General features: G+C 66.9%; 14 protein-coding genes. 8 read left to right on the top strand and 6 right to left on the bottom strand.

Translation table 11 applies throughout. From position 1 onward, the window contains the following. The first annotated feature begins 7 nt into the window (after positions 1 to 7). Entirely contained in the window at positions 8 to 784 is a 777-nt protein-coding gene (locus FBY28_RS16785; RefSeq protein WP_141868570.1) for a hypothetical protein, read from the top strand. On the opposite strand, the gene FBY28_RS16780 is transcribed toward FBY28_RS16785, so the two are convergent. The 5 genes from FBY28_RS16780 to napA are packed head-to-tail and all read right to left on the bottom strand — an operon-like array spanning position 785 to position 4,019. After that, on the bottom strand, positions 785 to 1,426 hold the full coding sequence (locus tag FBY28_RS16780; RefSeq protein ID WP_216847763.1) for an LON peptidase substrate-binding domain-containing protein: 642 nt from the start codon (positions 1,424 to 1,426) through the stop codon (positions 785 to 787). Further along, positions 1,423 to 2,553: a glutamate--cysteine ligase gene (locus FBY28_RS16775; RefSeq protein WP_141868568.1), complete on the bottom strand. Its 1,131-nt coding sequence runs from the start codon at positions 2,551 to 2,553 to the stop codon at positions 1,423 to 1,425. The genes FBY28_RS16780 and FBY28_RS16775 overlap by 4 nt, the downstream gene beginning before the upstream one ends. Continuing rightward, positions 2,534 to 3,214 (bottom strand): superoxide dismutase[Cu-Zn], encoded by a 681-nt coding sequence (gene sodC, locus FBY28_RS16770; RefSeq protein ID WP_141868566.1) that lies wholly within the window; start codon positions 3,212 to 3,214, stop codon positions 2,534 to 2,536. Before sodC ends, FBY28_RS16775 begins: the two co-directional genes overlap by 20 nt. Before the next feature lie 10 nt (positions 3,215 to 3,224). Then, positions 3,225 to 3,692 (bottom strand): LytR C-terminal domain-containing protein, encoded by a 468-nt coding sequence (locus tag FBY28_RS16765; RefSeq protein ID WP_141868564.1) that lies wholly within the window; start codon positions 3,690 to 3,692, stop codon positions 3,225 to 3,227. An 18-nt stretch (positions 3,693 to 3,710) separates the two neighbouring features. Continuing rightward, on the bottom strand, positions 3,711 to 4,019 hold the full coding sequence (gene napA / locus FBY28_RS16760) for a nucleoid-associated protein NapA (protein ID WP_019513723.1): 309 nt from the start codon (positions 4,017 to 4,019) through the stop codon (positions 3,711 to 3,713). Positions 4,020 to 4,147: 128 nt separating this feature from the next. On the opposite strand from napA, the gene FBY28_RS16755 reads away from it, so the two are divergent. From FBY28_RS16755 to FBY28_RS16725, 7 genes are read left to right on the top strand one after another with little or no spacing between them, the layout of a single operon-like run. Then, complete coding sequence (locus FBY28_RS16755; protein ID WP_141868563.1) at positions 4,148 to 4,741, top strand: peptide deformylase; 594 nt, start codon at positions 4,148 to 4,150, stop codon at positions 4,739 to 4,741. A 2-nt stretch (positions 4,742 to 4,743) separates the two neighbouring features. Next, on the top strand, positions 4,744 to 5,631 hold the full coding sequence (locus FBY28_RS16750) for an N-acetylglutamate synthase, CG3035 family (RefSeq protein WP_141868561.1): 888 nt from the start codon (positions 4,744 to 4,746) through the stop codon (positions 5,629 to 5,631). Then, complete coding sequence (locus FBY28_RS16745; RefSeq protein WP_141868559.1) at positions 5,624 to 7,036, top strand: DUF3375 domain-containing protein; 1,413 nt, start codon at positions 5,624 to 5,626, stop codon at positions 7,034 to 7,036. The genes FBY28_RS16750 and FBY28_RS16745 overlap by 8 nt, the downstream gene beginning before the upstream one ends. Next, positions 7,033 to 7,704 (top strand): DUF4194 domain-containing protein, encoded by a 672-nt coding sequence (locus FBY28_RS16740; RefSeq protein WP_030134183.1) that lies wholly within the window; start codon positions 7,033 to 7,035, stop codon positions 7,702 to 7,704. The genes FBY28_RS16745 and FBY28_RS16740 overlap by 4 nt, the downstream gene beginning before the upstream one ends. Next, positions 7,701 to 11,108, top strand: a complete 3,408-nt coding sequence (locus FBY28_RS16735; RefSeq protein WP_141868558.1) for an ATP-binding protein — start codon at positions 7,701 to 7,703, stop codon at positions 11,106 to 11,108. The genes FBY28_RS16740 and FBY28_RS16735 overlap by 4 nt, the downstream gene beginning before the upstream one ends. Beyond that, positions 11,108 to 11,875, top strand: coding sequence for an exodeoxyribonuclease III (locus FBY28_RS16730; protein WP_141868556.1), 768 nt, complete (start codon positions 11,108 to 11,110; stop codon positions 11,873 to 11,875). The genes FBY28_RS16735 and FBY28_RS16730 overlap by 1 nt, the downstream gene beginning before the upstream one ends. Further along, positions 11,875 to 12,534 (top strand): hypothetical protein, encoded by a 660-nt coding sequence (locus FBY28_RS16725; protein ID WP_141868554.1) that lies wholly within the window; start codon positions 11,875 to 11,877, stop codon positions 12,532 to 12,534. The genes FBY28_RS16730 and FBY28_RS16725 overlap by 1 nt, the downstream gene beginning before the upstream one ends. On the opposite strand, the gene FBY28_RS16720 is transcribed toward FBY28_RS16725, so the two are convergent. After that, positions 12,509 to 13,150, bottom strand: coding sequence for a class I SAM-dependent methyltransferase (locus FBY28_RS16720; protein WP_141868552.1), 642 nt, complete (start codon positions 13,148 to 13,150; stop codon positions 12,509 to 12,511). The genes FBY28_RS16725 and FBY28_RS16720 overlap by 26 nt on opposite strands. Between the last annotated feature and the right edge of the window lie 46 nt (positions 13,151 to 13,196).

The raw sequence follows: 13,196 nt of genomic DNA, 5'->3' as shown, positions 1-13,196 counted from the left end.
ACCCGAATTGGCGCATCAGCAACTGCCCGATCCGACCAATTGGAAATCCCGGCCGGTATTGATCCCGTTCGCGGTGTTGTTCGCTGCGGTGATCTCGGTGTACTGCGTCTTCGAAACCGTCGATGCGATAGCCGCTTCCGATTGGACGTCCGCCACGGTGGCGGGCATGTTCGCAGCGGGGATCACCGCTTTTCTCGCCTCTATCGCGGTGGGCAAACTCGGATCGGAAACCCTTCGTGCCGAGGCATCCGCCGCCGGGACGACCTTTCGTTCACACCCGGTGGCGATGGCGTTGCTCTTTGTGGCTTTTCTGGCGTTGGCGATCTGCTCCGCCGTATCGGTGACCGGGTATCTGGCGGGCAAGACGATCTCGATCGTCCCGGAGGGCAAGGAGTTCAAGGCATTCTTCGCGATGTCCAATGTGCTGCTGCTCTCGCTCTACGGCACGGTCGCGGTGGCATCGCGGGGACATAAGACATTTCTCCGGCTCTCGGCCGATCGGGTGGAGTACGCCGATGTACGTCGCACCCGAGCAGTGCCGTGGGACCGCATCGAGGACATTGTCGATATCGCACCGAGAGTCAGAGCCCACCATCCCGCGGTGTTGCGCAGCAAGGGATCCGACGACCGATTGGTGATCCACCATCTCGACGGATACGTCCCACACGGTGCCACGCTCTACTGGATGATCCGCCACTACTGGCTGCACCCAGAAGACCGTCACGAACTCGAAGACGGAACCGCCCTGGAGCGACTGCGTCTCCAGGACTTCAGTCCCGAGTAGTCACTCCGACAGCTGGAACGCCACCAGTGCCGCCACCGTCTCGACGGCTTCGCGAAGCGCCGCCAGCCGCGCGGACGCGTGTGGGGCGGCCAGCACGGCGTACCGGTCGGCCTGACCGATCGGTATCCGGGCGGCCAACGCGTACAACCGATCTCCTGGGCTCTGCCCGGGCTCCGGCCCACCGAGCAGCACCTCACGCGGCGGCAGCACCGCATCGCGGGCGGCGGCGATCCGCTCGAACAGGGCCATCACGGTGTCTTCGACATCGGAGATGTCCCCGCCGGTGACCATCGGGCCGTCCTCGTCGGGCCATGCCTCGGTGCGCGCGCGGGGATACGGGTCATCATCGAGCCACTGCGCCACCCGGATACGCTCCCCGAGAACGGCGCGCAGGCGGTACTTCCCGGCGCCCAGATCGGTGTGCTCGGCGATGCGCGCCAGTGCTCCCACGTCACTGCGCACGTCGCCGCCGCCGACTTCGCGGCCGGCCTGGATGAGCACCACCCCGAACTCGCCGGAGCCGGCCAAGCAATCCGAGATCATTGCCGAATAGCGCGGTTCGAAGATCCGCAAGGGAAGTTCCTCACCCGGCAGCATCGCCGCCTCCAGCGGGAACATGGCTGTCGGCGGCGCGGTGTTCACAGTTCCAACTCACCAATCAACGAATCGACCACAGCGCGCAGGTCACCGTCGTGTTCCTCGGCCACCCGGCGCTGGCGCTGATATGAGGCGCCGTCGCGGTAGATCCGTTCGACGCGCCGCAGATCATCGGCGCAGCCCAGCGAGTCGGCCACCGGCTCCAGTCGGTTCAGCAGGTCGTCGAGGTCCTCGGTGACCAGTCGCTCGTTGCTGTCGGCGTCCAGGATGATCACCGCATCCAGCCCGTAACGCGCTGCGCGCCACTTGTTCTCCTGAACATGCCAGGGCGGCATGGTGGGCAACTGGTCACCGGCATCCAGCCGGCGGTCCAGGTCCACGATCAGGCAGTGGGTCAGTGCCACGAGTGCGCCGAGTTCGGCCAGGTTGGACACCCCGTCGAAGATGCGCACCTCGATGGTGCCGAGATGCGGGGACGGCCGGATGTCCCAACGGATCTCGTTCATGTGATCGATGATGCCGGTCTTCTTCTGGTCGTGGACGAACCGTTCGAAGTGCGACCACTTCTGGAAGTGGAACGGCAGACCCGCGGTCGGCAACTGCTGGAACATCATCGCCCGGTTGCTGGCATAACCGGTGTCCTCACCGTCCCAGTACGGCGAGGAGGCCGACAGGGCCAGCAGGTGCGGGTAGTGGTTGAGCAGTGAGGTGATGATGGGCATGACCTTGTGCCCGGAGGAGATCCCGACGTGCACATGCACGCCCCAGATGAGCATCTGTCGACCCCACCACTGGGTGCGCTTGATCAGCTCGGCGTACCGCGGCCCCTCGGTGAGCTGCTGCATTTCCCATTCGGCGAACGGGTGCGTTCCGGCGCAGAACAACTCCATCCCGCGTTGGCGGGCGATACGCCGCACCGGGACCAGGGTGTCGTGCAGATCGGTCATCGCCTCCGGCACGGTCTCACAGATGCCGGTGACGACCTCGACGGTGTTGCGCAGCAATTCCTTGTGCACGTGCGGGGTCTCGCCGATCTCGGCGATCACCGCGGCTGCCTCGTTGGACAGGTCGCGGGTCACGGGATCGACGAGCGCGAACTCCCACTCGACACCGACGGTCGGCCGGGGTGACCCGGCGAAGTCGATGCGGTTCTTACTCCGCGGCGAAGACACCGCAGGCCACTCGACCGCCCGCGTCACCGGTGGCCAGCGTCTGCTGGTCGGGGCCGGGAGTTCCATTGATCTGCTGGTACTTCTCGGGCGGGATGTTGCCGAAGTTGTCGGCCTTCTCGTGGATCACGATGGCGGTCTTGGTGCCGGCCAGCAGTTCCTCTGCGGTGAATGCATCGGTGGTGGTGACCAGCTTGGCCGAACCGTCGCTGCGTACCTGCAGCGAGCTCAGATCGCCGCTGGAGGGATGCCCGGAGTGGCCGTCGGCCTGGAAGTGCCCACCGGCGCTGGTGAAGTCACCCTCACAGGATCCGACCTGATGGATGTGCAGGCCGTGGAAGCCGGGGGTCAGCTCGCCGGCGGCGGTGGTCTCGACGGTCACGGTGGCGAATCCACCGGTGAAGTCGATCGTGGCCTTTGCCACGTCGGTGCCATCGGCGGTCTTCAGCTCCGCGGTCAGCGTCTCGGCACCGGCCGCCGATCCGTGTGCCTCACCCTCGCCGTGTCCGCCCGCGGCGGGCGCGCTCGGCGACGGCGATCCGGTCCACACCGGCGGTGTGGTTCCCGGCGAGGTGGCCTCCGGCTCGTACGGTGCGCAGGCGGCGGCGATCGGCACGGTCAGAGCGGCGGCGGCAAGAAGACGGATCGGAGCTGAGATCGGCATGTCCGAGAGCCTAGCCGGTGACCGCCACGATGACGCCCGGCGGTTGTTCGGTGAGTTCGGGGCGCCGCGGTTCGACCGGCGCCTGCAGCAGACGGCCGACCTCCTCGGCGGCTTCGCGCTCCCCCGGCTCGCCGCCGAAGAACACCGTCGTCGCAGGCAGACCCTCCAACACGAGGTTGCCCGTCTCGGTGACGTTCCAGCCATCCTTGCGCAGCCGGTCGGCCGCTCCCTCGGCCGCGCCGGCGACCTCGGAGGTGTTGAAGACGCGCACCTCGGCATCGCGGGCCGCAGGCGTCGGTTCGGCACTGGAGGTGGGGCTGCTGGTCGTCGTGGCGCTGATGGCGACCGATTCGTCCGAGGCGTCGTCGTCATCGGATCCCATGTACTGAAATGCGATCAGCAGGAACGCGACACCCAGGAAGAGCAGCACCATCACCATGGCGCGCAGGGGCAGCCCGGAAGAGTCTCGCTGGTTCATCGGGGCCAGCCTAACGGCTCACGTGATGTCGAAACCGAGCCGCCGGGCGGCCTTGGCCTTCTGCCGGCTCGCGCGGACCCGGCGCAGCCGCTTGACCAGCATCGGGTCTGCGGCCAAGGCCTCGGGCCGGTCGACGAGCGCGTTGAGTACCTGGTAGTACCGGGTCGCCGACATCGAGAAGAGCTCCTTGATGGCGTCTTCTTTGGACCCTGCGTACTTCCACCACTGGCGTTCGAACGCCAGAATGTCGTGTTCGCGGCGGGTCAGCCCGTCCGCAGGTTCGGAGTCGTCTCCGGATTGGCCGGTCCGCGCGATGGCGCCATCCATATCGCTGTTTGGACCCTTCCGATTCACTCGCAAATGACATTGGTGTTGTTCGGCGCTCATTCAATCACGGCGCCGGAGTTTGAGGCGTGATCGTTACCCGCGAGTCGGCTGACTTAAGCTTGCCAATCGTGGCTGTCGTACCGATCCGCATCGTGGGAGATCCCGTCCTGCACACTCCGACCACGCCGGTGCCCGTTGGCGCCGACGGGACCCTACCTGCCGAGCTGGCGGCGCTCATCGCCGACATGTTCGACACGATGGACGCCGCCAACGGGGTTGGCCTGGCGGCCAACCAGATCGGGCGCACCGAACGCGTGTTCGTCTATGACTGTGCCGATGATCGCGGTAAGACCACCCGCCGGCGCGGCGTCGTGATCAATCCGGTGCTGGAGACCTCCGAGGTCCCCGAGACCATGCCCGATCCCGACGATGACGACGAGGGTTGCCTTTCGGTGCCCGGCGAGTCCTTCCCCACCGGGCGGGCGTCCTGGTCGCGGGTCACCGGTCTGGACGCCGACGGCACCGAGATCACCCTGGAGGGAACCGGGCTGTTCGCCAGGATGCTCCAGCACGAGACGGGACACCTGGACGGATTCACCTATCTCGACCGTCTGATCGGCAGGCATGCCCGGGCGGCGAAGCGGATGGTGAAGTCCAACAAGTGGGGGGTTCCGGGATTGAGCTGGTTGCCCGGCGAGGATCCCGACCCCTTCGGCCACTAACCGTGCCTTTCGCGGCATCCCGCGGCAGCAGGGTCTCCCTGCGTTACCGAACCTCCGAGGGCCTGACCGATGTGGTCGGTCATCTGCAGGCACTCACCCCCACCGTGATCGTCCGTCCGAAATCCGGTGACGACGTCGAGATCGATCCCGCCGACGTGGTCTCGGTGCGTGAGCTGTCCCACCGTCCGGTGCGCAACTCCGAGATCCGCGCGCTGGAGCACGCCGCGGCGCTGGCCTGGCCCGGCACCGAGCAGCACTGGCAGGACGGCTGGTTGTTGCGGGCCGGATCCGGTCACACCAGCCGGGCCAACTCGGCTGTCCCACTGCTGTTCTCGTCATCGACAGAAACGCTGTCGCAGATCGTCTCCTGGTATGCCGGGCGAGCCCTGCCACCGTGGCTGGCGCTGCCCGAACGGCTGCTGCCGATCAAGACCCCGGGTGTGAAGCCGACCCGCGTGCTCGTCCACGATCTGTCCCCCGCGCCGCCCCTGCCCGGCGTCGCGTTGGCAGCGGCTCCCGACGAACAGTGGCTGCGGATCTACGAACGCGACGTGCCGCCGGAAATCCTCACCGCAGTGATCGACGGAACGGTGACCTTCGCGAGCGTCGGTGACGCCGTCGGGCGGGGTGCGGTGACCACCGCACCGGACGGCAGCCGCTGGCTCGGCGTGTCGTGCGTGCGTGTCGCGGAATCCGCCCGCAGGCAGGGCTTGGCCCGCGGGGTCTTCGCCGCCCTGTCGGCCTGGGGCGCCGAACAGGGCGCGACCCGGGCATATGTGCAGGTGCTCGAGGACAACGCGCCCGCGCAGGCGCTGTATGAGTCCCTGGGGTTCGCACTCCACCACCGGCATCGCTACGTGCGCGCAGATAGCCTCGTGCTCCATGCGTGAGTTACTCGATGCCAATCGCGAGGTGCAGGCGTCCCGCGCGCTGCGCCTGCTGGCCACGTCGAATCTCGCGGTCTACGCCACGCTGATGGAACGCCACCTCTTCGACGGGCTGGTCGGCGAAACCGACCTCGTCGTCCGCCTCGAGCGCGATCTGGAGACCCTGCACGAGGCGGGCGAACAGTCCGGCCTCGCCCTGATCAAATCGTGGGCCAGCCAGGGCTGGCTGCACCGGGTCGCCAGCCAACACGCGGGTGTCGAGCGCAACGTCTGCTATTTGACCCAGGACGCCCGCCGGGCGCTGGACTTCGTGCGCGGCGTGCGCCGCAACGACACCATCGCCACCGGTGGGTCCATCCACGGGATCGCCGCCCGGCTCAAGCAGGTCGCCACCCGCGCCGGGGATGATCCCGATCGGATCCGGGCCGGTATCGAGGCCGAGATCGCCGCCTTGCACGCCGAGCTCGACGAACTCGATGCGGGAACCCGCCCGGAGCCCGATACCGTCGCCATGTACGACGAGGCTCGCGCCATCGCCATGCAGATGGAACGATTGATCACCGATATCGGCCTGTACGGCAACATGATCGAGCAGGCCACCGCCGCACTCGACGACCCGATCGACACCAACCTGGAATACCGCGACCGGCAGCGTCAGATGTACGCCGACTATCAGGCCGCCTGGGACTCCGCGGGCCGCGACTCGCACCGGGCGTTCCTGCACATGATCAACGATCCGCAGCAGCGCGCCGAGTTCGAGGCCGATATCGCCACCGTGGCATCGCAACTGCCCGAGCTCGACCCGGCCCTGCGCAAGGTGATGGCCAACTTCTTCGAACTCGTCGGCCACCAGATCGACGAGGTGGAACGCATCCAGCAGCGCTGCGCCCAGCGGGTCAAGCGGTTCACCGCCTTCGGCACCCTTGAGCAGAGCCGCGGCGTGGCCCGCCAGCTCAACGAGGCCATCGGCGCCGCGCGCACGCTGCTCAAGGAGTCGCTGACCGACTCCCGCCTGGACATCGAGGTGCCGCTGGCCCGGCACGCCATCAGTTCGGTCGGCGCACTGAGCTTCCGCATCAACGACCTGTCCTCGCCCAAACCGGCCGAGATCGCCCAGGGTGAGGTCGATCTGACCACGTTCTCCTCGCTCACCACCCAGGTGGACGCACCCGCACTGACCGAAATGCTCAATTCCGCTCTGCCGGTATCCCTTCCGGACGCGTGCGCGATGCTCGACGCGCCCTACCTGGGTCATGTCATCGTGCTGTGGTCCTGGGCGCTCAAACAACCGGCCCCCGCGGTCACCGAGTCGGTGACCGTGCGCTTCCACTCGCTGGACGGGCATGACCGCGAGATGGAGGTCCCGCACCTGATGTTCACCGAACCCGTCACCGAGGTTGCTTCATGACCGACGCCACGACCTCCACCCCGGAAGTCGATTTCGCCTCCCTGCCCGAGGTCGACCGCTCCGGCCGCAGTACCGGCACACGCAAGCCACGGTTCGACGGTGATGTCAGCGCGTTGCCCGACCGCGCCTGCTGGGCGCTGCAGCATCTGCTGACCCGGCGCTACGTCAGCGGCGAGGCCGATCCGGACATCTACAGCTGGATCCTGGAGTACCGCAACGATCTGGCCGTGCGGCTCTCTGAACTGGATCTGCAACTGCAGATCTCGGCGCAGGTCGACATCGCCTACATCGAACAGGCCCGCTACGAACCGACCAGGGGCGCAAAGCTTCTGCGCCGGGAACCGCTGGGCACCTACGACTCCATCCTGGCGCTGCATCTGGCGCAGATGATGCGCGCCGGCGGCGATGTCAGCTTTCTGATCACCCGTGACGAGGTTCACGGCCTGTTCGCCGGGGTACTCAACGACACCGACCGCGACACCGTCACGTTCACCGCGCGCATCGACGCCGCGATCGCCCGGCTGGCGGGACTGGACATCCTGCGCCGCACCCGCGATGACGAGGATTCCTACACCGTCAGCCCCGTCATCACCGCGATCATGACGGCCTCGGTGATCACCGAACTGCAGCAGCAGTTCGAGCAGTTGTTGAAAGGCGGTGCCGAATGAGCGAGCAGTTCCATCTGTCCCGCCTGCAGGTGATCAACTGGGGCGTCTTCGACGGCTACCACTCCATCCCCATCAACGCCGGCGGCTCGTTGATCGCCGGATCCTCGGGCAGCGGTAAATCCTCTCTGCTGGATGCGATCTCACTCGGATTCCTGCCGTTCAACCGGCGCAACTTCAACGCCTCGGGCGATAACACCGCCGCGGGCTCCAGCGCCGGGCGACGCACCGTGGACAAGTACGTCCGCGGCGCGTGGGGGCAGCGCAGCGACGGTGGCACCAGCCAGGTGATGTATCTGCGCGGTGACGGCACCACCTGGTCGGCCGTCGCGGTCACCTACACCTCCAACACCGGGCGCACCATCACCGGCCTGGTACTCAAATGGCTTACCGGGGAGTCTCGTTCGGATTCGTCGAGCCGGTTCGTGCTCGGCGACGGCGATCTGGACATCGAGGGTGTCTGCAACCGGTGGGCGGCGGGACGTTTCGACAGCAAGGTGTTCACCGACTCCCGGGGCGAGCGAAGCGACGGGGCATCGTACGGTTGGCGGTTCTCCACCAAGGTCGAATCGCAGTACTTGGCCCAGCTCTACGCCGCCATCGGCATCCGGGCCTCCGAGGCGGCCCAGCAGCTGCTTGGCAAGGCCAAGTCACTCAAGAGCGTTGGCGGCTTGGAACAGTTCGTCCGCGATTTCATGCTCGACGAACCGGACAGCCTGAGCCGACTTCCCGAGGCACTCAAGCAGATCGACCCGCTGGTCGAGGCGCGCGAGCTGCTGGCGGTTGCCCAGCGCAAGCGCAAGGTGCTCGGTGATATCGAGGCGATCCAACTGCGCTATGCCTCCGAATCCTCGGACCTGGGCATCATCGATCTGGTCGACATGCCGATGGTGCGCGCGCACACCGATCACCAGCGCCTACAGCAGTGCCCGGCCCAGATCGAATCGCTGGACGGCACCATCGACCAGCTGGAGAACGAGTACGGCGATATCACCCGCCAGCTCAATCTCGCCAAGGCCGAGGGCGACGCCCTCAACGCGCAGATCAGCGGGGCCAGCGCCAGCATCGGTCCGCTGCAGTCCCAGGTCGCGGCCGCCGAGGCGCAGGCCGAGGAGGTCACCCGCCGGTACGCCGCCTACGCGGAGATGGTCCGCGCGCACGGTGTCGAGGTGCCCGAGACCGCCGACGAGTTCTGGAATCTGCGTGAGGAGCTGTCCAAGCAGGCCGCCGGTCTGGCTGTCCAGCTCGACCGCGGACGGGAGTCCTCCACCGATGCCGAGTACGCCCAGAAGGCCGCCCGGATGGCCCGCGATCACGCGGCCAAGGAACTCAAACGCGTCGAACACGTCGGGTCGGCGCTTCCCGAGTTCGCCGTCGCGATGCGCGAACACATCTGCACCACACTGGGTATCGACCCGTCGGCGCTGCCCTATGTCGCCGAACTGATGGACCTGCGGCCCGAGGAGAACCGCTGGCGCGCCGCTGTCGAGAAGGTGCTGCGCTCGGTCGGACTGCGCCTGCTGGTTCCCGATCAGCACTATGCCAAGGTGTTGCGCTTCGTCAACGAGAACAACATGCGGGGCAGGCTGGCGCTGCACCAGGTTCGGGTCAATGCCCCCGATCGGCGTCCCGAGCCGAATACGGAGTCTGCGCGATCCGCCTCCGGCTCCTCGCGAACGCTGGCGGGCAAGCTGTTCGTGGTGAACCCCACCCACCCGTGTGCCGCCGAGGCGCTGGATGTGTTGGCCGCCGCCGGTGATCACATCTGCGTGGACAGCCCGGATCTGTTCGCCAGGTTCCGCCGCGCGGTCACCGACACCGGTCTGTACAAGGACTCCGACCGGTTGGCCATCAAGGACGACCGCCGCCCGCTGAAACCTTCGGAGTACATCTACCAGGGTGACATCACCGCCAAGCTGGACGCTCTGACCGCCGAACTGGCCGAGGCCGAAGAGGTGTTCGCCGCGGCGCGCACGGCCGCCGACGAGATCGCCGCGGGCCGGCAACACTGGCGTGATCAGGCCGCGGCCTGCAAGGCCATCTGTGAACAGTTCCCCCAGTGGAGCCATATCGACACCGAGACCGCCGACGGGCACGCCGACCGGTTGCGCGAACAGTACGAGTTGCTGCTTGCCGACAATCCCGATGTCGAGGCGCTGAGCACGCGAGCCGAGGAGTGCTGGAACGATATCCAGGTTCTGATGACCCGGCGAGGTGCCATCCAGACCCGCCGCGACGATCTCGATTCGCGTCGCACCCGGCTACTGGACCTGCAGGACCGCCTCGATCCGGCGACGGTGTCCGAGCAGGCCACCGAGCTGCTCAACCGCTACGCGGCGCAGATCCCGGTGAGCCTGGAGCTGCTCAACCCCGAGCCCTACCGGGAGGCCCTGTTCAACGCGATCCGGCGGGAGAGGGATCGGCTCACCGAGAGCCGCAGGCGTTCTCACGATGAGCTGGCCCGCATCATAGCCACCTACGACTCGTCGTTCCCCGATGCGATACCCAACGATTCCGATGATCTCGACGAGCGGGTGCACGACTATGTCGCGGTGTGCCGCCACATCGACGAGCGCGAACTCCCCGATGCCTACGAGCGGATGATGCGGCTGATCACCGAGCAGGCCCCCGATGCGATCCTGACGTTGCACCGGATCGCCGAGCAGGAGACCCGCCGCATCGCCGAGCAGATCGAGCGGGTGAACACCGGTCTGGGTGCGGTGGAGTTCAACCGCGGTACCCGGCTGACGCTGCGGGCCACACCCCGCAGTCTGACCGCGGTGACCGAGCTGACCGAGATCGTCAAGGCCATCTCGCGGCGCATCGCCGAGGTCGGCCTCGGCGACAAGAAGGCGATCCTCGAGCAGTACGCCGATATCCTGCGGTTGCGCAATCGGTTGGCGGGCAACACCCCCGAGGACCGGGTGTGGACCCGCGATGCGCTCGACGTGCGTAACCGATTCACCTTCGACTGCGCCGAGTGGGATGTGCGCACCCAGGAGTTGATCCGCACGCACAGCAACGCGGGCGACAACTCCGGTGGTGAGCAGGAGAAGTTGATGGCGTTCTGCCTCGCCGGAGCGCTGAGCTTCAACCTCGCCAATCCCGACAGCGGTGACAACAAGCCGGTGTTCGCCCAGTTGATGCTCGACGAGGCGTTCTCCAAGTCCGATCCCCAGTTCGCCCAGCAGGCGCTGCAGGCGTTCCGCAAGTTCGGTTTCCAGCTCGTCATCGTGGCCACCGTGCAGAACGCCACCACCATCCAGCCCTATATCGACGGTGTGGTGATGGTGTCCAAGACCGAGGCCAGCGGCCGCAATGCCCGGCCGGTCGCGCATGTCACCACCAAGACAATTTCCGATTTCACCGCGCTCAAGCGCGAACTCAAGGTCCCGGAGCCCGTCTGATGCGCATCGCCACCTGGAACGTCAACTCGATCCGCACGCGGGTAGACCGGGTCACCGATTGGCTGGCGCGTGCCGATGTCGACGTGCTCGCCATGCAGGAGACCAAGTGCAAGGACTCCCAGTTCCCGACGATGCCGTTCGCCGCGCTGGGATACGAGATCGCGCATGTGGGACTCAGCCAGTGGAACGGGGTGGCGATCGCCTCCCGCGTCGGCCTGGAGGACGTGCAGATCGGGTTCGACGGTGCACCCTCCTGGCAGGACGTCGCCGAGGCACGCGCCATCGGGGCCACCTGCGGCGGGGTGCGGGTGTGGAGTCTGTATGTTCCCAATGGCCGCACGCTGGCCGACCCGCACTATCCGTACAAGTTGGAATGGCTTGCCGCGCTTCGTGATGCCGCGACGTCCTGGACCGGCCCGGTGGCGCTGGTCGGCGACTGGAATATCGCACCCACCGACGAGGATGTCTGGGATCCGGCGGTGTTCGAGGGTTCCACCCATGTCTCGGCACCCGAACGCGCGGCGTTCCAGGCGATCCTGGATGCCGGCTACTCCGACGTGGTGCGGCCCTTCACTCCCGGTCCGGGCGTGTACACATACTGGGATTACACGCAGCTACGCTTCCCGAAGCGTCAGGGCATGCGGATCGACTTCATTCTCGGTTCACCCGACGTCGCGCAGCGGGTGACACACGCCGAGATCGTTCGTGAGGAACGAAAAGGCAAGGCACCCAGTGATCATGCGCCCGTACTCGTGGAGTTGACGTGATGGATCTACTACCCAAGGTCGAGCTTTCCGACAACGATGTCGCCGATGTCCTTGCGCGGGCGGCGACGCTGTCGGACCTGATCCTCGATGTGCTCGCCGGGTTCGACCCACTCGGAGTGCGTCGACACCTGGAGTTTCTGGGCCTGCCAGGTACGGAGTCCTGGCAGCAGAAGAGTCGTGATGAGCGCATCGGCTGGTGGATCTGGCGGGTCGGCGCGCTGGACACCGTCGCCGTCGCGTGGCCGGGAGCGCTGGGGGCGTTGGCCAGCCGGCTGCCGATCCAGGATCTGCTCGGGTTTGCCTCGCAGACGCTGATCCTGTGTGCGGTGGCTCGCGAGTACGGGGTGACCGACCGGCGGGACACGGTGCGCATGCTGGCCTCGGTGTTGTGCGGCCGCGAGATCCCGCACCCACCCATCCCCGATACCGACGAGCCATGGCCGGACAATGTGTTGGCCAAGGTGTGGCATCTGGCGGGCATTCTCAACGCCATCGGCGGCGAACTGGGTAAGCGTCCGCACCCGCGGGCGGTGTTCCGATATGTAGGGATGCTGCCGGTGGTGGGTGCCGTGGCCGCCTATCTCGGTGAGTACGGCGCCCTGCACCGGGCGGCGAAGGCCGGCCAGAAGTGGCTCACGAAGGCTTCAGGCCCACGGTGATCAGATCCGAGATCGGCGTCCATGTCGGCCGCCGTACGCGGTGCTGATCGGCGACCTGTAATCCGGCGTCGGTGAACAGGGTGCGCATCGCCTCCGGGGTCGGCGCGTGCGCCGGTGCACCGAGACCGGCCGACAGTGCATGCAGCCCCGGGAAGGACTGCCGCGGGCTCATGGTGGTGACGGCCACCATGCCGCCGGCGCGTAGCACTCGGTGGAATTCGCGCAGGGCGGCGGGCTGGTCGAAGAAGTGGAAGGCCGAGGTGGTGACGACGGCGTCGAGGAATCCGTCCTCGAAGGGCAGTTGCTCGGCGGGTGCGGTCTTCCAGCGGATGCGGTCGGAGCGTTTGCGGGCCTGGGCCAGCATGCCCTCGGACACGTCCAGTCCATAGACCTCGTCGGGGCGCAGTTCGCGCTGGATGCGGTCGGCCAGGATGCCGGTGCCGCACGCGATATCGGCGATCTGGGTCGCTCCCCGCTGCCGCAGCTGCTCGATGACCTCGTCCTGGGCGGGCTTGTAGACGAACCGCTGCAGACAGGCCGTGTCATAGGCCGGCGCGGCGAAGCTCCAGAACTTGGTGATCGCATCGTTGAAGGCGCGGCGCTGGATGGTGGTCATCGGCCCGAGTGTAGGCGCGGATTGCGCCGCACCAGGTTCGACCGCG

It is taken from the genome of Arthrobacter sp. SLBN-53, from assembly GCF_006715585.1.
Classification (GTDB): domain Bacteria; phylum Actinomycetota; class Actinomycetes; order Mycobacteriales; family Mycobacteriaceae; genus Mycobacterium; species Mycobacterium neoaurum_A.
The sequence above is the reverse complement of the archived record's forward strand: the minus strand, read 5'-3'. Positions and strand labels throughout refer to the sequence as shown.